The 25573-nt window shown below is 35.9% G+C and carries 20 protein-coding genes; 15 read left to right on the top strand and 5 right to left on the bottom strand.

Annotated features, from left to right (window positions below):
• The first annotated feature begins 110 nt into the window (after positions 1–110).
• Positions 111–659 carry a SiaB family protein kinase gene (locus tag ACRD62_RS13155; RefSeq protein WP_430820572.1) on the top strand — a complete coding sequence of 183 codons (549 nt, stop codon included), beginning with the start codon at positions 111–113 and terminating at the stop codon, positions 657–659.
• Between the two features lie 16 nt (positions 660–675).
• Positions 676–1056, top strand: coding sequence for a DUF1987 domain-containing protein (locus ACRD62_RS13150; protein ID WP_321410024.1), 381 nt, complete (start codon positions 676–678; stop codon positions 1054–1056).
• A gap of 41 nt (positions 1057–1097) precedes the next feature.
• Here ACRD62_RS13150 and ACRD62_RS13145 read toward each other — a convergent pair whose 3' ends face one another.
• Together ACRD62_RS13145 and ACRD62_RS13140 are read right to left on the bottom strand one after the other, a co-directional pair.
• Positions 1098–4202 (bottom strand): ATP-binding cassette domain-containing protein, encoded by a 3105-nt coding sequence (locus tag ACRD62_RS13145; protein WP_430820571.1) that lies wholly within the window; start codon positions 4200–4202, stop codon positions 1098–1100.
• Between the two features lie 58 nt (positions 4203–4260).
• Complete coding sequence (locus ACRD62_RS13140) at positions 4261–4686, bottom strand: hypothetical protein (RefSeq protein ID WP_430820570.1); 426 nt, start codon at positions 4684–4686, stop codon at positions 4261–4263.
• A gap of 294 nt (positions 4687–4980) precedes the next feature.
• Between ACRD62_RS13140 and ACRD62_RS13135 the strand changes: the two genes are divergently transcribed.
• A complete protein-coding gene (locus tag ACRD62_RS13135; RefSeq protein ID WP_430820569.1) occupies positions 4981–7110 on the top strand; it encodes a S9 family peptidase in 2130 nt (709 codons plus the stop codon).
• Positions 7111–7260: 150 nt separating this feature from the next.
• Here ACRD62_RS13135 and ACRD62_RS13130 read toward each other — a convergent pair whose 3' ends face one another.
• Positions 7261–9147, bottom strand: a complete 1887-nt coding sequence (locus ACRD62_RS13130; RefSeq protein WP_430820568.1) for a BamA/TamA family outer membrane protein — start codon at positions 9145–9147, stop codon at positions 7261–7263.
• 184 nt (positions 9148–9331) lie between these two features.
• On the opposite strand from ACRD62_RS13130, the gene clpB reads away from it, so the two are divergent.
• The 6 genes from clpB (at position 9332) to citC (ending at position 17457) form a co-directional block, all read left to right on the top strand.
• Positions 9332–11914, top strand: coding sequence for an ATP-dependent chaperone ClpB (clpB, locus tag ACRD62_RS13125; RefSeq protein ID WP_430820567.1), 2583 nt, complete (start codon positions 9332–9334; stop codon positions 11912–11914).
• A 289-nt stretch (positions 11915–12203) separates the two neighbouring features.
• Complete coding sequence (gene citD, locus ACRD62_RS13120; RefSeq protein WP_430820566.1) at positions 12204–12494, top strand: citrate lyase acyl carrier protein; 291 nt, start codon at positions 12204–12206, stop codon at positions 12492–12494.
• A 6-nt stretch (positions 12495–12500) separates the two neighbouring features.
• Positions 12501–13394 (top strand): HpcH/HpaI aldolase/citrate lyase family protein, encoded by an 894-nt coding sequence (locus ACRD62_RS13115; RefSeq protein WP_430820565.1) that lies wholly within the window; start codon positions 12501–12503, stop codon positions 13392–13394.
• Positions 13395–13410: 16 nt separating this feature from the next.
• Entirely contained in the window at positions 13411–14961 is a 1551-nt protein-coding gene (gene citF, locus ACRD62_RS13110) for a citrate lyase subunit alpha (protein WP_430820564.1), read from the top strand.
• Between the two features lie 3 nt (positions 14962–14964).
• Positions 14965–16374 carry a triphosphoribosyl-dephospho-CoA synthase gene (locus tag ACRD62_RS13105; protein WP_430820563.1) on the top strand — a complete coding sequence of 470 codons (1410 nt, stop codon included), beginning with the start codon at positions 14965–14967 and terminating at the stop codon, positions 16372–16374.
• 6 nt (positions 16375–16380) lie between these two features.
• A complete protein-coding gene (citC, locus tag ACRD62_RS13100; RefSeq protein WP_430820562.1) occupies positions 16381–17457 on the top strand; it encodes a [citrate (pro-3S)-lyase] ligase in 1077 nt (358 codons plus the stop codon).
• A gap of 23 nt (positions 17458–17480) precedes the next feature.
• On the opposite strand, the gene ACRD62_RS13095 is transcribed toward citC, so the two are convergent.
• Together ACRD62_RS13095 and ACRD62_RS13090 are read right to left on the bottom strand one after the other, a co-directional pair.
• Positions 17481–17804 carry an STAS domain-containing protein gene (locus ACRD62_RS13095; RefSeq protein ID WP_321410043.1) on the bottom strand — a complete coding sequence of 108 codons (324 nt, stop codon included), beginning with the start codon at positions 17802–17804 and terminating at the stop codon, positions 17481–17483.
• Between the two features lie 12 nt (positions 17805–17816).
• Entirely contained in the window at positions 17817–18281 is a 465-nt protein-coding gene (locus tag ACRD62_RS13090; protein ID WP_321410045.1) for an Hpt domain-containing protein, read from the bottom strand.
• Between the two features lie 503 nt (positions 18282–18784).
• Between ACRD62_RS13090 and gcvT the strand changes: the two genes are divergently transcribed.
• From gcvT to ACRD62_RS13060, 6 genes are all read left to right on the top strand, one after another.
• The gene (gene gcvT, locus ACRD62_RS13085) at positions 18785–19867 is read left to right on the top strand and encodes a glycine cleavage system aminomethyltransferase GcvT (protein WP_430820561.1); all 1083 of its coding nucleotides are present in this window, start codon (positions 18785–18787) and stop codon (positions 19865–19867) included.
• Positions 19868–20150: 283 nt separating this feature from the next.
• Entirely contained in the window at positions 20151–21221 is a 1071-nt protein-coding gene (gene serC, locus ACRD62_RS13080; RefSeq protein WP_430820560.1) for a 3-phosphoserine/phosphohydroxythreonine transaminase, read from the top strand.
• A gap of 80 nt (positions 21222–21301) precedes the next feature.
• Positions 21302–22225, top strand: coding sequence for an NAD(P)-dependent oxidoreductase (locus ACRD62_RS13075; protein WP_430820559.1), 924 nt, complete (start codon positions 21302–21304; stop codon positions 22223–22225).
• 85 nt (positions 22226–22310) lie between these two features.
• A complete protein-coding gene (locus ACRD62_RS13070) occupies positions 22311–23567 on the top strand; it encodes a DUF1015 domain-containing protein (protein ID WP_430820558.1) in 1257 nt (418 codons plus the stop codon).
• 91 nt (positions 23568–23658) lie between these two features.
• Complete coding sequence (locus ACRD62_RS13065; protein WP_430820557.1) at positions 23659–24333, top strand: YggS family pyridoxal phosphate-dependent enzyme; 675 nt, start codon at positions 23659–23661, stop codon at positions 24331–24333.
• Positions 24334–24453: 120 nt separating this feature from the next.
• Complete coding sequence (locus tag ACRD62_RS13060; protein ID WP_430820556.1) at positions 24454–25440, top strand: dihydroorotate dehydrogenase-like protein; 987 nt, start codon at positions 24454–24456, stop codon at positions 25438–25440.
• Positions 25441–25573 lie beyond the last annotated feature (133 nt).

Genomic DNA, 25573 nt, shown 5'->3' with positions numbered 1-25573 from the left:
TCACAAAATATTTTGATCAACTGACAAATTGTGTAAGTTTATTAAAATATCAAAGGTTTAGCCTTTGGGTTATTTTTTTATATTTGTAATTGGTAATAGACCAAAGAAGAATGGGGTTCGAATTAAAAAACTGGTATACAGAAAAAAAGCAAGGTGAGGTAGTGCTCGAGTACAACGGCAGTATTACCTCTGATTTAATTTCTGAAGCCTTGGATTCAATAGAGAAAAGCCTCAATTTGAAGAACGAGAAAAACAGGGTTAGGAAGAAGGTATACAATGTATTTGTTGAATGTCTTCAAAATCTTTATCACCATGTTGATCTGCCACCAGTAACAGCCCCCGTAGAACAAGAAAGCAACTTTGGAATTATCATTTTAAGTAAGGATGGTACCTTTTACAGAATATCAACGGGTAATTTTGTAAAAAAGGAAAAGTTAAGTTATATTAAAGATCGAATTGATCAGGTCAATTCGCTTTCTGATGAAGAAGTACGAATGTTGTACCGTGACATCCTTAGTAATGAAGAATTTTCTGACAAAGGAGGAGGAGGATTAGGAATGTTGGATATTGTCAGAAAGACAGGAAATAAGTTAGAGTATTATTTTTATGAATTTGATGATGAATACATCTTTTTTTCATTAGATGTATACATTAGTTAACCGTTTAATTGCCAATATGGAAACAATTATTCGTGAGGGAACACCGAAAACACCTTATGTAAGACTGGATGGAGAGAATGGGTTAGTAGAGATTAAAGGCCGTTCTATTCCTGAAAACTCAGTTGAGTTTTATAAGCCTATTATTGATTGGTTGGAGAAGTTTGGAGAAGAGCCTGCTGCGGAAACTGGCGTAAATATTCAATTAGAGTATTTTAATACCAGTTCTTCGAAATGTATTCTGGATATCTTTAAACGATTGGAATTGATTCATAAAAAAGGAAATAAAGTTGAGATTAACTGGTATTATGAAGAAGATGATGAGGATATGTTTGAAGCCGGTGAAGACTATCAGTCTATCATTAACGTGCCGTTTAAGATGATCGAAATGGAAGAGTAAATTAGTCTTCTAACAAAATATAAAGAACTGGTGAATAATTCTTATTCATCAGTTTTTTTATGCCTGTCGATGTAACGAACCATATTGGAACGAATTGTTGTACCAATTTGTAAAAGCTTAGGAACTCCCCTGAAATAAAGAGTTACAAAAAGAAATACATTGATCATCCATATGATGATTAAGTTGGCAAGGAATGTATCAATATTGTAGGATCCAATATTTTTTGATGGAGCCAGAAAGTGAGCTTTTAAAAATGGTTCTTCTGGATCCTGAAAGATAGGATCAACTTTCTGCCATAACTCACCTTTATATTCTATTATTTTATTGGCAAAGAACTGATTGGAATTCTTTACCAAACGTTCCAGATCTTCGTTGTGATTCTCGTTCTTCAATGCAATAAAAGCAGCTCTTTTTTCAGGATCTGAATTTAATTGGTGCTTCTTTAAATCCTGGTTTTTATCCGCTGAATTATATAAATTCTTGTAGAATGTTTTTAATTCGTCCAACTGTCTTTTTGCCTGATATAATATTGAATCATTTAGGTTAATAAGATCAGGAATCAATAAAGATTGATTTCTATTGGGATAGAGTTGGTTATGTTTCGTTAATTCTTTATTGATAAGTTGTAAAGAATATGATGCTTTATCTTTTTGTTCTTCGTCTTTATAGGAGCGTTCTATGCTTGATAAATGGTTATACAAAGCTGGTAACCAATATTCTTTTCTGTAATTGGCCTGACTTTTCAACTTGTCAGTTGTGTAAAAGATTGTTTCGTATTTGTTATCCTTAAACTGAGAAACGGCCAATGCTTCAAATCCCCATCTTGCAGTAATTATTTCGCCGTAAAAAGGAATCTTTTCCGGAGTACTCAATCCAGGGTTTAATCGGTCGAAGCTGATAAATACCCCGCTTAAAATCAATTGAGGAATTATTAGAAAAGGAATGGTTATATATACATTTACAGTCTTTTTAAACGAATCAGATATATTCAGTCCTAATATGTTGGCAAATGTTGAGCAACTAAAAAGAATTAGCCAATAGTGCCAAAACATTCCATTCAGTTCGATGATGCTGTTTCCTACCAAAACAAACAGTAATGCTTGTATTGCTGATAATCCGCTAAGAATTATGAATTTTGAAAGTAAATAACTTAAACGGCTTAGGTTTAAAAATGATTCCCTTTTCAGTATTTTACGGTCATTTATAATTTCTTCAGCACTTACCGTCAATCCTACAAAAATGGCAATGATGATAGAAATAATAATGTAAACAGTAATGTTGGGATTGTTGGCAAATGTGTATCCACTTGTATTACTGCTGTCTACATTGTGATATTTTATAATGCTAGCCAAAATTAGTGCTAGTACAGGTGTTTCAAGCAGGTTGATAATCAGATACTGACGATTGGCAAATTTTGCCAGCAAATCTCTTTTTAAAAAGATTAACAGCTGTTTGATTTTTCCCGGAATGCGGAATGATATTGTAGGAAGAGCATGAGACTTTTCCTGATGATCTTTGTGATTTAATTCACTTCCTTCGTGAAACAGGTTGTACCACTCTGTTGGTTCTATCTTTCGTGTTGATGTAAAATTACCGTATTCATCCAGAATGCGTGAATTAACTATATTAAGGATCTGCTCAGAGTTTACATTACCACAGGTAGGGCATTCACTTTCATCACGGTTAACATGATTGATGCAGGCCTTAAAGTAATTAACACTTTCAACCGGGTCGCCATCGTAAATTAAATAACCACCTGTGTCCAAAACCAACAGCTGGTTAAACATCTTGAAAATATCTGAAGAAGGCTGGTGAATGACTACAAATACCAGTTTTCCTTTGATCGATAGTTCTTTCAAGAGATCCATAATGTTATCCGAATCTCTTGAAGATAAACCTGATGTGGGTTCATCCAGGAATAAAATCGCCGGTTCACGAATTAATTCCAGTGCGATATTTAGTCTTTTACGTTGACCGCCACTAATCTTTTTATTAAGTGGACTGCCTACTTTCATTAGCCTGATATCATATAGACCTAATGCTCGCAAAAGTTTTAAAACCTTTCGTTGTATCTGAAATTCAGGTAGATCATCAAAACAAAGTTTGGCGTTGTAGTATAGGTTTTGATAAACAGTCAGATCTTCTATCAGTAAATCATCCTGAGCTACATAGCCAATTAGTCCTTCAACTTTTGATTTTTCTTTATGTATATCAATATCATTGATCAGTACCTTGCCTTTAGTTGGTGCATTGATACCACTAAGAACATTAACTAAGGTGCTTTTGCCTGCTCCACTGGCTCCCATAATACCAACCAACTTGCCGGATCGCGATGAGAAATTGGTTTTTCGCAGACCAATACTTTTCTTGTTAAAATGATATTCAACATTTGAGCAGGTAAAATCAATCGGAGCAGTAATGCTGTCATCAACAAACTGCCCAATAACATCACTATAAAAAATTGGCTCAATTCTTTTATTGCGCAATGAACTGCCTGGTCTAAGTATCTGAACTCTTTGTTCATTTACCAACTGACCATTCATATATAAATCGTGACTGCCTTTAAATTTAAAAACAAAAAGACTGACCGATTTTACATATAAAATACGTAACTCGCCATGCAAATTCTCCCAGAAGAGATGACGGTGATGCTTATCGGAATATCGTACAATATTGTTGACTATAAGAACGTCGTGAGAATCAGGTGTTTCTTCAAACTGACTGATAATAAAGCCAATAATTGACTGGTATTCATCTTCTGGCAGATTAAACGTTTGAGAAACTGTTTCGATGAATTCTTTCTCATAATCACTCATTCCTGAATCGATATTTAAAAACTCGATTAGCTGGATGAGTACAATTATTTTCTGGTAATAAGTAAGTGCTTCGTTTATTTCAGTGGCAATCTTTAGAACTTTAACGGAGCTGGCCGAGTGCCTCTTTCTGAATTTTTCTTTATCGCTTAAACGTTGTTCGTGTTCCTCGTATAACTTATCGTATAATTCGAGGTATTCCTCAATAAGTTGTTTGTTTAGTTGCTGATTAAGAAAAGACTTGACAATGAAGCGTCTGGATTGGGTTTCGGTACGAGGATATGCTACAAGTGCAAATAATTGAATTAGTGCCTTTAATATCTCTTCGCTCATACAATCACCCTAACAATCTTATTAATTATTGCTACTTACCTTGAAGCCCTTGAATTGACTATTCCAGACTTTTGAAGCCAACCATTAAAAGTGCAATACCTGATGTAGTTTTTTCAGTATCTAAACGAGCCTCAACGATGCACTCAACAGAACCTTCAATTTTGAAATCCCAATAACTGGAAGCTTCATGGTTTTCATTACTGAATAAAAGATTGCGGTCCTTATCGTATATCGAGAATAATATAGTTCCTTCCTGATGGCTGCTTGTCACTACTCTATACAAACTGCCAGCAAAAAATGTTGTATGAAACTCGGCTACTTCATCACCTGTTAGAAATGCTTTAAAGGGTTGTCCACTAGCTATAAATGGCGATTTAAGCTGGTTTAGGCAATTAGTGAATAAAACATCTTCCTGAGAATTTAATTTGAACGGCAACAACACCATCGTTGCAATCAGGAAGAGAGTAGTTAGGCTTCTTTTCATTTTTTGTGTTCTTTAATGAGGTCGTTCGTTATTATTTAACTTTTCGATTAGACGAATTTTTCCGAAATATATCTAAAAGTTTGTAAAAACCCCAGCGTTAAATCAAAAAACATCTGTGCTGGAGTAATAATTTACGGTATTCAGATCAATTATTATTAAGCACCATGCTTATTTTTAGGCTTTTTCATAATTAAATGCATCCAAACTCTAACACTTCTCATTGTATAATTCGCTTTTTTTAGGCATTTATGCATTTTGAAAGAAATCAATCAATACATAAATCTCATTTTGAATATGAAACGGATATGTTTATCATTAATGCTTGGCATCGTAGCCATTGGAGCCTTTGCTCAGCTTAGTCTTGAAGATGTTATTTCCGGCGGGAAAAATTTCTATAAATATTACATGTTTAACTATGATGTAAAATTTAAAGGTGAAAGTAATGATCTGGTTATTCAGCGTAATGACAGCGTTTTTTTTCAGTCAATTAATGATAACGAACTTAAATATGCTTTTAATAAGGAGTCATTAAATATTATCCTAAAGGATAATGGCATTAAAGAGATGAAATACCTGCCACGTTTGACATGGGAAAATTCATCGCTAATAAGCTTTTCTGACAGAGTTAGCTATTACTTAGTTGATTTGAATAGTAAGAAGGCTGATTTTATTACGAAGCCTGAAGGAGCTGAAAATAACGATTGGCTTAGTTTACAACATAAATTGGCTTATACAAAAGGAAACAGTCTTTACCTCTTTAGTGATGGGGAAGAGCAGGAAGTAGGAATTTCTGAACAGAAGGGAATTGTATATGGAACCTCGGTGCATCGTAACGAATTTGGCATAACCAAGGGAACCTACTGGTCGCCTGACGGATCAAAACTGGCTTTTTACCGAAAGGATGAAACCATGGTGACAGATTATCCATTGGTTAATATTGAACCTCGTGTGGCCGAACTGGAGAATATTAAGTATCCAATGGCTGGCATGACAAGTCATGAAGTAACTGTTGGTGTTTATGATCTTAAATCCAAAACGACTCTTTATTTAAAAACAGGTGAACCTAAAGATCGATTTTTTACAAATGTTTGCTGGACTCCAGATGGAAAATACATTCTAATTGCAGAATTAAACCGGGAGCAAAATCATATGTATCTTAATAAATATGATGTGGTAAGTGGTGATTTAGTGGCTACACTATTTGAAGAAAAAGATGATAAATGGGTAGAACCGCAACATCCGGCACTTTTTATTCCTGGAAAAAACAATCAGTTTATCTGGCAAAGTGTTAAAGATGGTTTTAATCATTTGTATGTCTATAATACCGACGGTAAACTAATTAAACAGCTAACCAAAGGTAATTGGGAAGTAACTGATATTATTGGTTTTGATGATAAAGCTAAGAACGTTTTTATCAGTGCCACAAAAGAAACCCCTTTGGAAAGTCATGCATACCGTGTGAATTTGGCATCCGGTAAGATGAACAGAATTACAGCAGCTAACGGTGTTCATCGGGTTATAATTAGTAAGGATGGGAAATATGCTGTTTCGAATTACAGCTCCTTGGATCAACCTGTTAGGACTGTTGTTTACTCAACCCTTGGGAAAGAAATAAAAGAACTAAAACAGGCAAAGAATCCGTATGAGAATATGGAAATTGGTGAGATTAAGATGGTGGAACTTACCACAAAAGACGGTGAAACTCCATTATACGGACGTTTAGTGTTACCAACTAATTTCGATCCTGCAAAAAAATATCCGGTTATCGTTTATGTTTATGGAGGTCCTCATGTTCAGCAGATTCAAAATAGATGGCAAGGTGGTGTGCGTGGCTGGCAATTGTACATGGCTCAAAAAGGCTACATTGCATTTACTATGGATAATAGAGGTACACCTTCGAGAGGTAAAGATTTTGAGCAGGCTATTCACCGTCAGCTTGGTACTTTGGAAGTAGAGGATCAGATGCAGGGCATCGAATACCTTAAATCATTGCCATATGTTGATGCAGAAAGAATTGGAGTTCATGGATGGAGTTATGGTGGATTTATGACCATTTCACTTATGACAGAACATCCTGAAGTATTTAAAGTGGGAGTTGCCGGTGGACCGGTTATTGACTGGAAATACTATGAAATTATGTATGGCGAGCGTTATATGGATACACCACAGGAAAATCCGGATGGATACGAAAAGTCTAATCTTAACAATAAAGTCAATCAGCTTGAAGGTCGTTTAATGGTTATTCATGGGGCAATTGATCCAACGGTTGTTTGGCAACATAGCCTTTCATTCGTTCGTGAATGTGTAAAGAATGGAGTTCAGTTAGATTATTTTGTTTATCCACGCCATGAGCATAATGTTCGTGGTCATGATCGTATTCATCTTATGGAAAAAGTGAGTCGTTATTTTGACGACTTTTTATAGAGGACAGAAGTGAACTGAAAAAATCAAATTAGAAGAAAGAATATCATGTAATAACTTCTGAAATTTTCAAGATTCGGCCGTGCAAGTTGTTCGGTCGTTTTTTTTTGTTATTATTTTCAAATTCATAATAATAAGAACAATAAAGAAAAACTATTTAAAGGTATCCTCTTTTGGTGCTCCTGGTACAAAATCATCAAAGCGAGGAGTTGATTCACCACTGATTCTCAAATCAAAAGGAATTGAACTACCAGGAAGTAGAGGTAGCCAGGCTAAGCGGATTTCAATGGTTCTGAATACAAGTTTATTGTTGATAAGACGAACAGCCGCACCTAAACTGGTCTGGTAGTTTTGTTTAAGTAGGTTGTTTTTACCATTACCAATTATTCCCAAATCAGCAAAGCTTAATAACATCAGGTTAAATCCTGCCAGACGATGTTTTGTAAACAACACGTTTTCGGTTTTTATTACCAGTCTTTCCTTACCTGTTAAGTTTTTATCGTTGAAACTTGTTACACCACCGGCTTTTTCAGTTAGGAATAGAAACTCATTTTCGTATCGATTAAAACCTTTAATGTATTTAATTTCCATGAAATTTCGAAATTGATTGTTTCCAACATTAAACAAACGACTGATATATTTACCTCTTACAATAAGTTCGCCTTGTTCACTTTGACCTGCTTTGAAAAATGAACCGGCTTCGATACTTCCATAGATATATCCTTTATTGGGAATGATGGCTTTACCAAATGAAAAATGACCCCTTAAATAGGGTCTGTTAATCGAGGGAGCGTGGTTGACACCATACGTAATTGTTGCCATAAAGCCATGTGGTACATCCTCAATTCGATCGTAATTGTATATCCTATTATTCTGATAATAATTGCGTTTTGAAAAAGTAACAGAACCAAAGTAATAGTAATTGTTGCCTATTGCATCACTATTGTAAACAGAATCATTAATATTAAAAATATTTGAATGTGCATACTGTCCTATAAGATAAATGTGTGATTGGTCGAAGTAATTTTGAGTCTTTAGCTCAAATGAGCGCCCCATCCAGATGCGTGTATATTTATAATTTAGGTAATGATCCCATTGTGCAGCAGAAAGGACAGGAAGAGTTATGTTTCTGTAAGATCTGTTGAAAAGTGCACCTCCTGCATATTTTAAATCGGATATGTAAAAGCTTCGATCAGCTCTAATAGAAATAGAATGATCATTAATCATATCCGAGTATTTGGCCTCCAGGTTAATTCTTGTCCGGTTAAAATTATTTATGGAAACCTGTTCACTGTTACCAATCCTCGATCCAAAATCATAGGCTGTTGTATGCGAAAAACCTACGCCATTACCTGTCAGATTTCGTGAGTAAAGAGTTACTTCTGGTGATGAAATATTACCTCCGGCAGAAAAAGCATGAGGGAATCGATCTCGTGTGATAACAAATAGATCCACCTTTGTAGAGTCACTGCTATTAATGTCAACCATTATTTTAGCATCAGCAATAAAATTCAATTGGCGTAATAAGCGCTCGCTTTCAAAAACACTTTGAGGATCAAGTTTCATTCCTTCAGTAATGGACATGTTTTTTCTAATGATACGCTTTGATGTGGTAAATCGAAGATTGTTACCAGTTCGTTCAATCCAGGTATTCGCTTGTTTAGTAGTGTCGTCAATAGATGTGCCAAAAGGGTCGAGCCTTATAATATGGATAACCGCTATTTCTTTCTCACTTACACGATTATATTCTTTTAAATAATCAATAGATCTTTCTTTTATGGCAGTATCATTGTCTCTTATTAATAAATCTCCAACCCATTGGTTGAATTTATTTTTCGATCTTCGCTGATTGATGTATTCCAGGATGGGATCTGTATTATTGAGAGAGTCTGACTGTTTCGTAAAAGTTAGTGGTATTATTGTAATAATAGTATCTCTTTTAATGGTGTCATTAATATAAATTGGAGGATGAGCAATATCAACAGCCATGGCCTGTGCCATATACAGATAGCTCAAAATATATGCAATAAGTTTCTTCATTGGTTAGAAATACTATGTAAAAATAAGAGTTCCCTTTGAAATGATGTAGCAATAAATGACAATTCGTCGGAATTGATCTTTTATTACTGAAAAAATGACCTGTTCAAATGCTTTTTGAATGACATAATGACTTGAAATATAGTTTGGTAGATCTTTTGATGCGTGTCCAGAAAAGATATTAATTATGAACTTGAAAAATTTCACAATAAAGGCACAGGAAGTTATTCAGCAGGCTGCTCAAATTGCTGTTGGTAAACAACATCAGGCCATTGAGCCAGGGCATTTGCTTATGGCTGTTCATCAGGTTGATCAATCCATCATTGATTTTTTGGTTAAGAAAAATGGATTGAATGATTACACTCAGGTCTTAAATTCGGTTGTTGATTCATATCCTAAAGTGGCAGGTGGCGAGCCATACTTATCCCGACCTGCTTCAGATGTCTTACAAAAAGCTACTGATGCTTCGAAAAAGCATGGCGATCAGTTTGTTAGTTTGGAATTTTTGTTATTTGGATTGTTGCAGGTTAAAAGTGATGTCTCATCCATGCTGAAAGATGCAGGACTAACCGAAAAAGGATTACTCGCTGCTATTGAAGAGTTGCGTCAGGGTGCAAAGGTTAATAGTTCAACGGCTGAAGATACTTATCAGACATTGAATCGATTCGCCATCAATCTAAATGAACGTGCACGTAATGGAAAATTAGATCCGGTAATTGGTCGTGATGAAGAAATTCGTCGGGTGTTGCAGATTTTGTCCCGTCGTACTAAGAATAATCCTATTCTGGTAGGTGAGCCGGGTGTTGGTAAAACAGCAATTGCCGAAGGTTTGGCACAGCGTATTATCAATGGAGACGTGCCCGAGAATCTGAAAAGTAAGGAGATTTATTCGCTGGATATGGGTGCTTTGGTTGCCGGTGCCAAGTATAAAGGAGAGTTTGAGGAAAGATTGAAAGGAGTGGTGAAAGAGGTAGAGAATGCTGATGGAGAAATCATTCTTTTTATTGATGAGATACATACTTTAGTGGGAGCCGGAAAGGGAGAAGGAGCTATGGATGCAGCCAATATACTGAAGCCTGCTTTGGCTAGGGGTGAATTAAGGGCTGTTGGTGCAACTACACTGGGTGAGTTTCAGAAATTTTTTGAAAAGGACAAGGCCCTTGAACGACGTTTTCAAATGGTGATGGTTAATGAACCTGATGTGTTGAGTTCTATTTCTATCCTGCGGGGTTTGAAAGAAAGATATGAAACACACCATAAGGTGCGGATCAAAGATGAAGCGATTATATCTGCTGTAGAATTATCCGATCGTTATATTTCTGATCGGTTTCTGCCCGATAAAGCTATCGATTTGATGGACGAGGCAGCCAGTCGATTGCGGTTGGAGATGAATTCAGTTCCGGAAGAGGTGGATGAAGTAGAACGTAGAATCAAGCAACTGGAGATAGAACGTGAGGCTATCAAGCGTGAGAATGATATTGTGAAGCTTGACGATTTAAATCGGGAGATCTCCGATTTGAAGGAAGAGCGAACTACTTTGCGTGCCGCTTGGGAAGCCGAAAAAGCTATAATTGACAAGATTCAGCAGAATAAAAGTGATATAGAGCATTACCGTTTTGAAGCCGATAGAGCAGAGCGTGAAGGTTTATATGATAAAGTGGCCGAGTTACGCTATGGTAGAATAAAAGAGGCAGAAGAAAATATAGAAAGACTTAAAGGTGAACTTGCCGACCTTCAAAAGGATAATGTAATGATCAAAGAAGAGGTGGATGCTGAAGATGTGGCTCACATTGTAAGTCGTTGGACAGGTATACCGGTTTCAAAAATGGTCAAGTCTGAAAAGATGAAATTGTTAAGCCTGGAAGATGAACTGCATAAACGGGTTATTGGACAAAATGAAGCAATTGATGCGGTAGCAAATGCTGTTCGACGTAGTCGTGCCGGATTGCAGGATGCTAACCGCCCCATCGGATCTTTTATTTTTCTGGGTTCAACTGGTGTGGGTAAAACCGAATTAGCTAAGGCTTTGGCGGAGTTCTTATTTGATGATGAGAATCAAATGACACGTATCGATATGTCGGAGTATCAGGAACGTCATTCGGTATCCCGATTGATTGGAGCACCTCCGGGATATGTAGGTTATGATGAGGGCGGTCAGTTAACTGAGGCGGTACGAAGAAAACCTTATTCTGTTGTGTTGTTGGATGAAATAGAAAAAGCACATCCGGATGTATTTAACATTTTACTGCAGGTACTTGATGATGGCCGTTTAACGGATAATAAAGGTCGTGTGGTAGATTTTAAGAATACCATTGTTGTGATGACATCCAATGCAGGTTCGCACCTGATTCAGCAACGGTTGAGTGATAACACTGATTTGTCAGTCGATAAAATTGAAAGTACAAAAAATGAGGTTTTCGAATTGTTGAAACAAACAATACGTCCTGAGTTTTTAAATCGTATTGATGAGGTTATCATGTTTACTCCTTTGTCAAAAGAAGAAATTACTCTAATAGTTGAATTACAGTTCAGATCATTGAAAAAGCGTTTGTCAGCCATGGATGTATCCATCAGTATTACTGATGCAGCTACTCAGTGGATTGCAGCAGCCGGATTTGATCCACTCTTTGGTGCACGTCCAATTAAACGGGCTTTGCAACGTTATCTGGTAAATGATTTATCAAAAAGCCTGTTGGCAGATGAAATAACTAAAGATGCTGAGATTGTTGTAGATGTTGAACAAGATCATTTGGTTTTTCGAAATGCATAAATTAATTGCCACTGGCATGGTTTGATGTATATTAGTTTTATAAGAAAAGGAAGGTAGATTGGCGTTTTGCTAATTAACCTTCCTTTTTTTGTTGAATTAAAAAGAGTTAATAGGCAAGGTAGAATCATTTTATGAGAAAAATCATATTTACTGTAAAGTGCAATTAATCAATAGAAAACATTATTACTCAAGGTTTCTTAACCAAAACATGTTGTATAATATATGGCCAAAAGGTTTGAATAATTGGAGAAAATTTATATTTGAAGAAATTTTTCTTTAATATAAAAATATGGAATTGAAATTAAAGGCTCAGGCTGGTAGCTTTGAGTCGAGTGATGTTCTGATAATGGTAGAGCCACAACCACAAGGAGTGGGACGAAAAATTGAATTAGAATCTATTGTTATGCAGCAGTTTGGGGATGATTTATTGCTTCAGATACATCGCGACCTTGATGCCTATGGTATAAAGGATATCAGAGTGATAATAAACGATAAGGGTGCATTACCTCCGACACTATCTGCACGATTAGAAACTGCATTAAAACGATCTGCAGGTCTGCAAACCGGAACCTTAATCTAACAACAAATGGATACGAATAAAAAGACGTTTAAACGTCGTACAATGCTATATATACCGGGAAATAACCCGGCCATGCTTCAACAGGGGAGTGTTTACGGAGCAGATGGAGTTTTGCTTGATCTTGAAGATGCAGTTGCCTTGAATCAGAAAGATGCAGCAAGAATTCTTGTTTCACATATGTTGAGGTACATCTCGTATGAAGGATGTGAAGTTACGGTTCGTGTTAATCATATTGACACCCCATTTGGAATGGATGATCTGAAAGCGATTGTTCCCTTACAACCCGATGCCATCCGTCTGCCAAAGGTTGAAACAGTTGATGAGATTCGTCGCATTATTCAAATGGTTGAAGAAATTGAAGATGAACATGAATTACCTCACGATAAGATGAAAATTCATGTAATGATCGAAACAGCTTTGGGTGTACAGAATGTATATGATATTGCCAGTTTTTCTGCGCGAATCGATGCGATTTCAATTGGAGGACAGGATCTGGCAGCCGATATGCAGCTGGTAAAAGCCAACGATGGTATTGGAATTGATTATGCCCGTAAGCAAATTGTGATGGCAGCAAAAGCATGTAAAATTGATGTATTTGATACAGTTTATGTGGATGTTGAAAATGAAGAAGGATTGCGAGAAGAGGCCGAATACATTAAGAAGTTAGGTTTTACCGGCAAGGCTATTATAAATCCGCGTCAGATTGAGATTGTAAACGAAGTATTTACACCAACTGAACAGGAAATCAGAAAGGCTGCTAAGATTGTAAAGGCGTTTGAACGTAATAAAAAAGAAGGTATCGGTGTATTTGCTGTAGACGGCAAGATGGTGGATGCTCCTGTAGTTCAACGAGCTTTGCGTGTTTTGGAAATGGCTGATATTGATGTAGCTGAAATCTAACTTTAAAAAAATCATTGTGAAAAATATATTGCAAAGAGAGATCCCTGAAACATTAGAAGGAATTGGAGAGTTAGAACCTTTTCAAGGGGCGTTTACAAAGCTGCGTAAAGGCTGGATGGAAGAAAAGAAAGTACCGCCGCCAAACAAGGCAACCATGCCCCATTCAAGTAAGATGTGCAGCAACCTGAAAGAAGCTATCATAAGAACCAAGCCTCGCAATGGAATGACAGTTTCGTTTCACCACCATCTTCGTGGAGGTGACAATATTTTGGTAGAATCCATTCGCATTCTGGCTGAACTGGGTATAAAAGATATAACATTGGCTTCAAGTAGTTTGACATCAGCACACGAACCAATATTACCTTATATAAAAAATGGAACTATTACTCAGATATACTCCAGTGGTATTCGTGGTGAGATTGGTAAAGCCGTAGCACAGGGTGTGATGCCAAAACCATTTGTGATTCATTCGCATGGGGGCAGGGTACGAAGTGTTCATACCGGAAATATAAAGATTGACCTGACTGTTATTGCAGCTTCGGCTGCTGATGTTGAAGGTAACTCAACCGGAGCTCATGGTCCTTCTGCGTTTGGTTCGATGGGTTATGCGGTGATTGATGCCCGTTATGCGCGTCAGGTGGTTGTGGTTACAGATAATATTGTTGATTACCCATGTGTTCCACAGGCAGTAACGCAAAACTTTGTGGATTATGTGGTAAAAGTTGATTCAATAGGTGATCCTTCAAAAATTGCAGGAGGTACAACGCGTATTACCAAGGCACCGATGGATCTTCAGATTGCTCGTTTGGCTGCCCAGGTTATTGAGCATTCGGGTTTATTAAAAGAAGGATTTAGCTTTCAGGTTGGAGCAGGAGGAGCTTCTTTAGCTGTTGCTAAATATATCCGTAAAATAATGAAGAATAAGGATATAAAAGGCAGCTTCTTATTGGGTGGTGTTACATCATACGGTGTTGATATGCTAAATGAAGGCCTGTTCAAATCCATCTTCGATGTGCAATCATTTGATGCAGCAGTAAGCTCATCATTACTAACAAATCCTTATCACATTGAAATAACAGCCGGTCTTTATGCCAATCCGTTTAACTGCGGTTGCATGACTAATAAACTGGATATTGTTGTTTTAGGAGCCTTGGAGATAGATACAGATTTTAATGTAAATGTAATCACAGGCTCTGAAGGATATGTAAGAGGCGCTTCAGGCGGGCATAGTGATACTGCTTCGGGAGCGAATCTTACAGTTGTAGTATGTCCTTCATTCAGAGGTAGGATACCTATTGTAAAAGAAAAGGTACATACCATTGTAACGCCCGGTGAAAGTATTGATGTGCTGGTGACAGAAAGAGGTATCTGTGTCAATCCTAACCGTCCGGAATTAAAAGAAAACCTTATTAAGGGTGGAATTGCGATTAAAGAAATCAAAGATCTGGCAGCTGAAGTAGAACAAATAACTGGTAAAGCTAAGCCAATCGAAAACGGAGAAAGGATAGTGGGGATTGTTGAATATCGGGATGGAACAATAATTGATGTTATACGTCAGGTAAAATAACCCATGCAAAACAGCATTCAACCAAATTCAATTATTAAGGCATTGTTGGAAGCCAGAGAGGAGCGCTGGAATAGCAAACTTTCTCTGGCCAAACATGGATGGCATGTGGTCAGTCTGCAATTGAACTTACCGGGTTATCCCAAAAACGATGATAATACAGAGCAGTTTATAAAGCTGATTGATAAACAATTTGTTCGCTTTTTAAAGGCTCATGCACCAGGAAAGTACAGAGAAGAAAAGAAATGTTTTATTGATAAGGCGGGTGATTGTATCTACTATCTGATACCCGCAAAGGGAATTACTTCTCTTGAATTAAAGAATATTACGGAGCTTTTCGAAGAAAGTCATTCTCTGGGACGTATTATTGACCTGGATGTACTGGATACAAAAGGGAAACAGATCAGTTCGGGTAAGGAAAAAAAGTGTTTTATATGCGATAAACCGGCCCATGTTTGTCGTAAAGAACAAACTCATTCAATTGATCAGTTGAGAAAAGAAATGTTGGATGCCATAATTCTATTTCTTGAAAAAGAAAGAATGAAAAATTGCATCGAACGATTCTCTACTTGGGCAGTGAAAGCTTTGCTCTACGAAGTGAGTTTATCTCCAAAACCTGGATTAGTTTGTAGGGTTTCAGCAGGTGCTCATACCGATATGGATTTCATCAATTTCATCAATTCAACAGCAGCCTTGTCACCATTCTTTATTGAACTGGGGTGGTTGGCTGCTAATAATTTTAATTTGGAAATGGCTGATTGTCTCCCAAAGATTCGTGAGGTTGGATTGAGAATGGAGGAGGCCATGTATGAATCAACAGGTAAGATTAATACTCATAAAGGTGCTGTTTTTTTAATGGCTCTAAGCATGTTCTCTGCTGTTCATGTAGTACATAAAAAAAAGAAATTCAAACCGGGTATCTTTGCCGGAACAGTTCAGCAAATTACCAGGGGTATTATTCAGCGTGAATTATGCAGTGTTGAAGAAAGTAGCAGAATAACACATGGAGAATCTTGTTTTTTACATTTTGGTTTGAAAGGTTCCGGAGCAAGGGGTGAAGCTGAACAAGGACTTCCAACGGTTATGCATCATGCACTGCCATTTATAAAAGAGATGGATTTATCAATGGAGGATATGAATGATAAAAACATGTTTTCCATTTTAGCTCCTGTTTTGTTGAAAATAATGTCTGTAAATAACGATACCAATGTTTTATTTCGACATGGAGAAGAGGTGTTGGAAGAATTAAAAAGAAAATCAATAAAAGTGCTTAATCAAGTTACTAATGGTGACAGAGATGAGTATTATAAATTGGTTGATTGGTGCAATACAAAAAAGATATCACCTGGTGGTTCAGCTGATTTACTGTCTGTAACAATGTTTGTACAGTTTTGTCAAACCGATAAGGGATTGTAAAATATTATGATTGAGAATTCAGATTTTAGAATTGAGGAGCCGGATTTAAGTAGCAAGTATGATGTTGAATTGATCAGGAGGTTTTTATCTCCGTTAGGATTCTATTTTGATGCAGGTGCTGTTGATTATTCAATCATACTTTACAATTTAAATGATGATATAGTAGGGGTGGGTTCCTATCAGGGAAAAATACTGAAATATCTGGTTGTAGCACCAGAATTTAGAGAATCAGGAGCTTTTGCGCATATTGTTACTTTTCTTACCGAAAAAGTAATTTCAGAGCATCAGCAGGCATTTGTATTTACACGACCCGAAAATATAAATTACTTCACAGGTTTAGGATATAATCTTATTGCTACAGCAGAACCTTTGATTGCTGTTCTGGAATTCGGATATGCAGATATTAGCCGTTATTGCGAATATCTGAAAAGTATAAAATTGGACAATGCTATTGGCAGTGCAGCAGCAATTGTTATGAATTGTAATCCATTTACTTTAGGCCATCAGTATTTGGTTGAAAAAGCCTCTGAAGAAAACGAGATTGTTTATTTGTTTGTGGTGGAGGAAGATCGGTCTACATTTAAATTTACTGATCGATGGAATATGATAAAGGCAGGGACAAGGCATCTCTCAAATGTAATAATGGTAAAAGGAGGTGAGTATGTTGTATCGGAAGCTACATTTCCAAGCTACTTCTTAAAAAACGAATCAACTAATTTGATTACTCAAAAACAAGCAGAACTGGATATAACAATTTTTTGTCAATACATAGCTCCAACCTTAAACATTACAGCCAGATATGTAGGTACTGAGTGTTATTGTTCTACAACTGAGTTGTATAATACCGTAATGCAGAACTTACTACCCAAATATGGTATTGATTTTTGTGAGATTAAAAGAAAGGAGATTTTAGGTGAAGGTGGTAAAGAATGGATAAGTGCGTCAAAGGTAAGAGACGCTATTGTTAAAGGTGAATATGATCGAATGAAGTTGTTTCTACCTTCAACAACTATCAGGTATTTGAATGAAGGGTTGGTGGAAAAAATAAGGCATCGACTTGAAGTTAATCGGTGTCGGCATTAATAAAAAAACCGCCTGATAGCGGTTTATTTTATATCGGCTTCACTTTCAATAATGTCAAAAACCTTATCAAGTTTCATTAGTGTTAAAAGACTCATTACATCTTTCTGAATTTCACAAAGTTTAAAAGAGCCATTGTTTTGACGAGCTGTTTTTAAAGCACTAATCAAAACACCAATGCCAGTACTGTCAATAAATTTAATGTTCGAAAGGTTTATAACAAGATTTGTATTCCCATCCAACTGGTTAGTCAACTCACTTTTAATCTCTGTAGCAATGGTGGCTGTTAGTCTGTCTGTATCAGCCAATGATGCAATTTGATATCCGTTTAGTTCTTTAACTTCCAACATATTATAGTGTTTTCAATTTTCTAGCACTTGATTTAATTCTTTTACAGCTTCTTCAACAATATAGTTGAATTTATCAATCAGCTGTTTTAAAACTTCTTCATTTTTATTGGCGGCAATCCATTCTCTTTTATCTTCAGGATAACTTTCCAATGTTTTTCGAAGTTGATCAGCTTCAGAAGACGTTTCTCCTTCTTCCAGTATCCGATCTAATAGCATTTGTTTGGCAACAAGCTCAAGATTTTTCAAATCAACATTACCAAGTTCATTAATACCCATTGATAAAACTGATGATTTTGCCTTGTGTGCAGCTGATGCGACTTTTTTCCAATCCTTTTGTGAAAGTCCGTCCTCAAAATCCTGAGTAAATTCAGGAATCTGTTCTATGAAAATAGTAATCAGTTCTGCAATTATTTCTTTGCTACCATCAGTAATACTCTCCAGGTATGCTAAATCAATATGCTTATAGTTTTCGGGCATTTTTGGATATTAATATTTTGACGCTGAAAATACAAAATTTTCAGCAAAACTAACTTTTTTTACCAAATTATTAGTGGTAAACTACCATAATCTATATTCTAATGAATTTGATATTGTTAAGGTTTCATATTTACTGTTTCTATTTGAATAGACCTCAATTGGTATTAATTATTCCTTGTAATTTAAAAACACATGTTCTTATTATCTGCTGATATAACTTATGGAACACTTTTGTGATGAATTTAAATCTTAGATGTTTTTGTATTAAATAGTTGCAAAACTTAAGCAGTCTATACCATTTTTCAATAAAGAATTTCTGCATTCTTAGGGTTTTATGTCCATAAATGATATTTGTTATTATTAATAAGCAATATTTGTCATTTTTCTCCGCTAATTAATTTTCTACATTTGTTCAAATTGAGATATTAGGCAAAGGAAAAGCGAAGTCCTCGATATCTGATTTAGAAATTTAACTATCAAGAATTGTATAAAATATTATAAGGATGAAAAAAACTGCCTTTAACGAAATTCATAAGAAACTGGGAGCTAAACTGGTTTCATTTGCAGGTTATGAAATGCCAATAGAATATTCCGGAATTAATAATGAACATATGACTGTTCGCAATGGAGTAGGAGTTTTTGATGTTTCACATATGGGAGAATTTTGGGTGAAGGGTCCAAATGCATTTGAATTAGTGCAAAAGGTTACATCAAATGATGTTTCTGTTTTGAGAATCGGACAGGCACAGTATTCATGCTTCCCAAATGGTAAAGGTGGTATTGTTGATGATTTATTGGTGTATCGTTACGATGACGAAAAGTATATGTTAGTTGTAAATGCTTCTAATATAGAAAAAGATTGGGATTGGGTTAATGAGCAAAATACCATGGGAGCTGAACTTGAAAATGCATCAGACGATATTTCACAGCTGGCAATACAAGGACCCAAAGCAACTGAAGTATTACAAAAACTTACTGATGTTAATCTTTCAGAAATTGAATATTACACTTTTACCACTGGTGAAATAGCAGGAGTTGATGAGGTAATTATCTCCAATACAGGTTATACCGGATCGGGAGGTTTTGAGCTTTATTTTTACAATAAGGAAGCAGAGAAAGTGTGGAATGCAATCTTTGAGGCTGGGGCAGAAGAAGGAATCCTACCAATTGGTTTGGCAGCACGTGATACTTTACGTTTAGAGAAAGGTTTTTGTTTATATGGAAATGATATAGATGATACAACTTCTCCAATTGAAGCTGGTTTAGGATGGATAACTAAATTCAATGAAAAAAATAATTTCATCGACCGAGATTATTTACTAAAACAAAAAGAGGAAGGTGTATCAAAACGTCTTCGTGGATTTATTCTGGAAGACAGAGGTATTCCTCGTAAAGACTACGAAATTGTTAATAATCAAGAAGAAGTAATTGGTAGGGTAACATCAGGAACCATGTCACCTGTTCTTCAGAAAGGAATAGGAATGGGATATTTGGATAAAGCATATACGAAGTTCGAAACAGAAATATTTATTAAAGTTAGAAATCGGAAGTTGAAAGCAAAAGTGGTTAAAATTCCATTTGTGTAATTCATTGATAAATTATTTGAATTTTTTCTAAAAAAAATACTGATATTTGTCAGCATTTGAAAGTGGAGTGATATTAAATTTAAAAGGTTGATAGTGTTATATCTAGATGTATTATTTACAAGCAAGAAATCATCTTATATTGATAATCAGGTGATTTTTGCTTTTGAATTGTAAGTCAATATCTGTAAAAAATAGTAGTCGATACAAGAGATATTTCATAATTTTATCGTCTCAAAACATTATCCAAATTAAAAAATCAAGTTTACGTAAAATAACTCATAAGATGAAGATTCACAACTTTTCAGCAGGGCCATCTATTTTGCCTGATTCAACTATTAAAAATTCGGCTGAAGCCGTTCTTAACTTTGCCGGAACCGGTTTATCTATTCTTGAGGTATCGCACCGTAGCAAAGAGTTTGTTGCTGTAATGGACGATGCTATTGCATTGGTTAAAGAATTATTGGATGTTCCTGCAGGCTACGAAGTAGTATTTGTTGGAGGTGGAGCTAGTACTCAATTCTGTATGGTTCCGTTTAACCTGTTAGCTAAAAAGGCTGCTTATTTAAATACTGGAGCCTGGGCTGCTAAAGCAATTAAAGAAGCTAAAGGATTCGGTGAGGTTGTTGAAGTAGCTTCATCAAAAGAGGCTGTTTATAACTATATTCCAAAAGGTTATGAAGTGCCTTCAGATGCTGATTATTTCCATATCACATCGAACAACACTATTTATGGAACTGAGATTCGTAAGGATCTTGATGTTAGTGTTCCTTTGGTTGCTGATATGTCTTCTGACATTTTTTCACGACCAGTAGATGTTTCGAAGTATAATATTATTTATGCAGGTGCACAAAAGAATCTTGCTCCATCAGGAGTAACTATTGCCATCGTTAAAGAAGAGGCTTTAGGTAAAGTGGATCGTTATATTCCAACAATGTTGGATTATCGTACTCATATTCAGAGTGGATCTATGTTTAATACTCCTCCTGTATTACCTGTATACTCAGCTCTTCAAACTTTAAAATGGTTAAAAGAATTGGGTGGTGTAGCTGCAATGGAAAAAATCAATATTGAAAAGGCTGGTTTGTTATATGATGAAATTGATCGTAACAAATTATTTAAGTGTACTGTTGAAGCCGTTGAAGATCGTTCAATTATGAATGTTTGTTTCATTATGAATGATGAATACAAGGAATTGGAAAAAGATTTCTTTGATTATGCTACTTCAAAAGGAATGAGTGGAATCAAAGGTCACCGTTCAGTTGGTGGTTTCCGTGCTTCAATCTACAATGCAATGCCAAAATCAAGTATTCAGGCATTAATCGATGCAATGAAAGAATTTGAAGCAAAACACTAAGAATTGAATTGAAAAATAAAGTCTGAGCCCCTTTAATCTGGGGCTTAGCATTTTATCACCTCAAATAAATATCAATAATCATGAAAAAAATTTTGGTGGCGACAGAAAAGCCTTTTGCAAAGGCTGCCATTGATCAAATCAGACCAATTGTGGAAGCTGCAGGTTATGAATTTGCTCTTCTTGAAAAATATACCGAAACAGCTCAATTATTAGATGCTGTTAAAGATGCAAATGCTCTAATTGTACGTTCCGATTTAGTTACCCGTGAAGTTCTAGAAGCTGCACCTGAATTGAAAATTGTTGTTCGTGCCGGTGCCGGATACGATAATCTAGACCTCGCAGCTTGCACTGAAAAAGGTGTTGTTGCCATGAACACACCTGGTCAAAATGCAAACGCTGTAGGTGAATTGGTTTTGGGTATGATGGTATTTATGGCCCGTAACGGATATAATGGAACTGCAGGTACTGAGTTAAGAGGTAAAAAACTGGGTATTCATGCTTATGGTAATGTTGGCCATTATGTAGCTGAGATTGCAAAAGGTTTTGGAATGGAGCTGTATGCTTTTGACCCATTTGTTGCAAAAGAAAAGATCGAAGCTGCAGGTCTTAAGGCTGTTGATTCAGTTGAAGAGCTGTATTCAACTTGTGATTATGTATCATTACATATACCTGCTACTGAGCAAACCAAGAAATCAATTAATTACGACTTATTAAATAAAATGCCTAAAGGTGGTACACTAGTAAATACAGCTCGTAAAGAAGTGATTCATGAGGAAGAATTAGTTAAATTAATGGCTGATCGTCCGGATTTTACATATATCTCTGATATTGCTCCTGATTGTAAAGCTGATATTGAAGCCAAGTTTGAAAGTCGTTTCTTCTTTACCCCTAAGAAGATGGGTGCTCAAACTGCTGAAGCTAATGTTAATGCAGGTGTTGCAGCTGCTAAACAAATTATTGGCTTTTTCGAAAACGGTGACGAAACCTTCAAGGTTAATAAATAATTTTACCAGAAAAGGCCTGTTGTGTTAATCAGCAGGCCTTTTGTCTGCTTACCCAATCAATATTTAACAAAATTAAATCTACAAAATGGCTATTGTTAAACCTTTTAAAGGACTGAGACCTCCCCAAAATATCGCTCAGGACTTAGCTTGTTTGCCTTACGATGTTATGAACAGTGAAGAAGCTGCTCGAATGGCGGAAGGTAAAGATTGTTCTTTATTGCATATTACGCGTGCTGAAATTGATTGTCCTTCAGGTACTGATATTCACTCGGAAGAAGTGTATGAAAAATCAGTTGCCAACTTTAAAGTATTCCAGGAAAAAGGATGGTTGGTTCAGGACGATGAAGCTAAATATTATATTTATGCTCAAACAATGGATGGACGCACTCAATATGGTATTGTTGGAGCTGCTGCCTGTGAGGATTATGCAAACGGAATCATTAAAAAACATGAATTAACTCGTCCGGATAAAGAAGAAGATCGTATGATCTTAACCCGTTATCTGGATGCTAATATAGAGCCGGTATTCTTCTCATATAAGGCAGTTCCTGAAATCGATGCAATTGTTGAAAGTATAGTTAAGAATGAGGCTGCAGATTACGATTTTATTGCAGAAGATGGTTTTGGTCATCATCTTTGGGCAATTAATGATTCATCAATTAATGCTCAATTAGAAGAATTGTTTAGCACCAAAGTGCCGGCAACTTATGTGGCTGATGGTCATCACAGAACAGCTGCAGCAGCGCGCATTGGTGAAGAAAAGAAAAATCAAAATTCTAAACACACAGGTGAGGAAGCGTATAATTATTTTATGGCGGTTCACTTTCCTGATGATCAACTGAAAATTATTGATTACAATCGATTGGTGAAGGACTTGAATGGTCTTTCGCCTGAAGAGTTGTTAACCAGATTACAAGAAGTCTTTGAGGTTGAATGTGTTGGTACTGAAATCTATCAGCCATCGAAGTTGCATGAATTCAGTATGTATTTAGATGGAAATTGGTATAAATTAAATGCTAAGACTGGTACATATAATGATAATGATCCAATTGGAGTATTGGACGTAACAATCCTGTCGGAGCATGTACTTGATAAGATGCTGGGCATAGAAGATTTACGCCGTTCGAAGAGAATTGACTTTGTTGGAGGAATCAGAGGTTTAGGTGAGTTACAAAGGAGGGTTGATTCTGGTGAAATGGCTGTTGCGTTCGCCTTATATCCGGTGTCGATGCAACAATTGATTGATATTGCTGATACGGGTAATATAATGCCTCCTAAAACAACATGGTTCGAACCAAAGTTGCGTTCAGGATTAGTAATTCATAAGCTCGAGTCGAAGTAATTAAAAAAATACAAGTAGAAAGCCTTCTGTTTTTGCAGGAGGCTTTTTGTTTTCAGGACACATGGTGTAAATTTGTAATAAAATTAAGAGTATGTCAATCAAAGAAAATCTTAAGCATATAAAGCAGCAGATCGGAGACAGGGCTTGTCTGGTTGCAGTGTCGAAGACAAAACCTAATGAAGATATCTTAGAAGCTTATGAAGTTGGCCAGCGTATTTTTGGTGAAAACAAGGTTCAGGAGCTGACTTCTAAATATGAAAGTCTACCCAAAGATATTGAATGGCATATGATTGGTCACCTGCAAACCAATAAGGTTAAGTACATTGCTCCTTTTGTTGCTTTGATACATGGTGTTGATTCAGAGAAATTACTTAAAACTATTGACAAGGAAGGGAGTAAAAATAATCGAAAGATACCTTGTTTGCTTCAGGTTCATATTGCAGAGGAAGAATCAAAGTTTGGTTTTTCAAAAGAAGAGTTGTTGGAAATGGTGAATGAAGGAGTGTTGGATAATTTATCCAATGTAGTTATTAAAGGTTTGATGGGAATGGCTACTTATACAGATGACGAGGCTCAGATAAGAAAAGAATTTGCTTCCTTATCAGATCTTTTCCAGCAATTAAAAAATGGAGTTTTCGCAAAGAATGATGATTTTACTGAAATCAGTATGGGAATGTCGGGTGATTTTCTTCTTGCTATTGAAGAAGGTAGCACAATGGTTCGGGTTGGAAGTTCAATATTTGGAGTCCGTAACTATCAGAAATAATTAATCTGGAAATATTCTTTATAAAGGTTTTGTTAGTACAAAAAAAAGGAATTCAATTTTCGACTGTGACAGATTTCTTTATATTTGTTTCCGTTAAAAACAGCTAATAACATTTTCCTAATGGCAAATTTAGAAACTAAATACCTTGGATTGACGCTGAAAAATCCAATTATAGTAAGCAGCTCAGGTTTAACTAATAGTGTTGAAAAAATTGCTAGAGTAGTAGAAGCAGGTGCTGGTGCAGTTGTTTTAAAATCACTTTTCGAAGAGCAAATCAACTACGAAATTAATAATGCTATTTATAAAGGTGAAGGATTTGATTATCCTGAGGCTGTAGACTACATTAAAGGCTATACACACGATAATGCAGTTGGTGAATATATAAAGTTGATTAAAGATGCCAAGGCAAAATTTGATGTTCCTGTTATTGCGAGCATTAATTGTTTTTCGGCTGATGAATGGGTTGACTTTGCCCAGCAGATTGAAGCAGCAGGAGCTGATGCTCTGGAATTGAATGTTTTTATGGTTAATACCGACAAAAACAGTGATCCTTCAGAGTATGAAAATCTATATTATGAAGTGATTAATAATGTGAGTCAGGTTGTAAAAATTCCGGTTTCGATAAAACTTGGGTCGTATTTCTCAAATTTGGTTAGTGTTGTTAATAAAATATCTGTTTCAGGAGCAAAAGGAGTGGTTATGTTTAATCGTTTCTATGAACCTGATATTGACATTGATAAGATGACTATTACTTCTTCAGATGTTTTTAGTACATCAGCTGATATAAGACGTACGCTACGATGGGTGGCAATCGTGTCAGGAAAGATTGAAAACATCGATATTTCCGCTTCAACCGGAATTCATGATGGGGAAGGAGTGATTAAACAAATTCTGGCTGGTGCTAAAACAGTGCAGGTTTGTTCTGCTGTGTATAAAAATGGGTCATCTGTTATTGCTGATATGAGATCAAAACTCGAAAGTTGGATGGATGAAAAAGGCTTTGCTACCATTGATGATTTTAGAGGTAAAATGAATTATAGTAAAATTGTTGATCCTCAATTGTACGAAAGAGCACAGTTTATGAAGTATTTCTCGAAACACGAATAAGATATAATTGTTAATTAATAGAAAACCATAGTTATTTTAGCTATGGTTTTTTTTGTTAAGCTAATTGCTTATTAAGCAATATATTTGATTGTAATGTTGATAACTTAAGGGATTTTGGTTGAAAAAAATATCT

The sequence above is a fragment of the Carboxylicivirga caseinilyticus genome (genome assembly GCF_050589785.1).
Taxonomy (GTDB): Bacteria; Bacteroidota; Bacteroidia; order Bacteroidales; family Marinilabiliaceae; genus Carboxylicivirga; species Carboxylicivirga caseinilyticus.
The sequence above is the reverse complement of the archived record's forward strand: the minus strand, read 5'-3'. Positions and strand labels throughout refer to the sequence as shown.

Coding starts and splice junctions, on each gene's coding strand:
- ACRD62_RS13115 (WP_430820565.1), top strand. CDS start 12,501: ATGGATACGAATAAAAAGACGTTTAAACGTCGTACAATGCTATATATA.
- ACRD62_RS13070 (WP_430820558.1), top strand. CDS start 22,311: ATGGCTATTGTTAAACCTTTTAAAGGACTGAGACCTCCCCAAAATATC.
- ACRD62_RS13150 (WP_321410024.1), top strand. CDS start 676: ATGGAAACAATTATTCGTGAGGGAACACCGAAAACACCTTATGTAAGA.
- ACRD62_RS13060 (WP_430820556.1), top strand. CDS start 24,454: ATGGCAAATTTAGAAACTAAATACCTTGGATTGACGCTGAAAAATCCA.
- ACRD62_RS13145 (WP_430820571.1), bottom strand. CDS start 4,202: ATGAGCGAAGAGATATTAAAGGCACTAATTCAATTATTTGCACTTGTA.
- ACRD62_RS13090 (WP_321410045.1), bottom strand. CDS start 18,281: ATGCCCGAAAACTATAAGCATATTGATTTAGCATACCTGGAGAGTATT.
- citC (WP_430820562.1), top strand. CDS start 16,381: ATGATTGAGAATTCAGATTTTAGAATTGAGGAGCCGGATTTAAGTAGC.
- ACRD62_RS13075 (WP_430820559.1), top strand. CDS start 21,302: ATGAAAAAAATTTTGGTGGCGACAGAAAAGCCTTTTGCAAAGGCTGCC.
- clpB (WP_430820567.1), top strand. CDS start 9,332: ATGAACTTGAAAAATTTCACAATAAAGGCACAGGAAGTTATTCAGCAG.
- ACRD62_RS13105 (WP_430820563.1), top strand. CDS start 14,965: ATGCAAAACAGCATTCAACCAAATTCAATTATTAAGGCATTGTTGGAA.
- ACRD62_RS13140 (WP_430820570.1), bottom strand. CDS start 4,686: ATGAAAAGAAGCCTAACTACTCTCTTCCTGATTGCAACGATGGTGTTG.
- ACRD62_RS13135 (WP_430820569.1), top strand. CDS start 4,981: ATGAAACGGATATGTTTATCATTAATGCTTGGCATCGTAGCCATTGGA.
- ACRD62_RS13130 (WP_430820568.1), bottom strand. CDS start 9,147: ATGAAGAAACTTATTGCATATATTTTGAGCTATCTGTATATGGCACAG.
- serC (WP_430820560.1), top strand. CDS start 20,151: ATGAAGATTCACAACTTTTCAGCAGGGCCATCTATTTTGCCTGATTCA.
- ACRD62_RS13065 (WP_430820557.1), top strand. CDS start 23,659: ATGTCAATCAAAGAAAATCTTAAGCATATAAAGCAGCAGATCGGAGAC.
- ACRD62_RS13095 (WP_321410043.1), bottom strand. CDS start 17,804: ATGTTGGAAGTTAAAGAACTAAACGGATATCAAATTGCATCATTGGCT.
- gcvT (WP_430820561.1), top strand. CDS start 18,785: ATGAAAAAAACTGCCTTTAACGAAATTCATAAGAAACTGGGAGCTAAA.
- ACRD62_RS13155 (WP_430820572.1), top strand. CDS start 111: ATGGGGTTCGAATTAAAAAACTGGTATACAGAAAAAAAGCAAGGTGAG.
- citD (WP_430820566.1), top strand. CDS start 12,204: ATGGAATTGAAATTAAAGGCTCAGGCTGGTAGCTTTGAGTCGAGTGAT.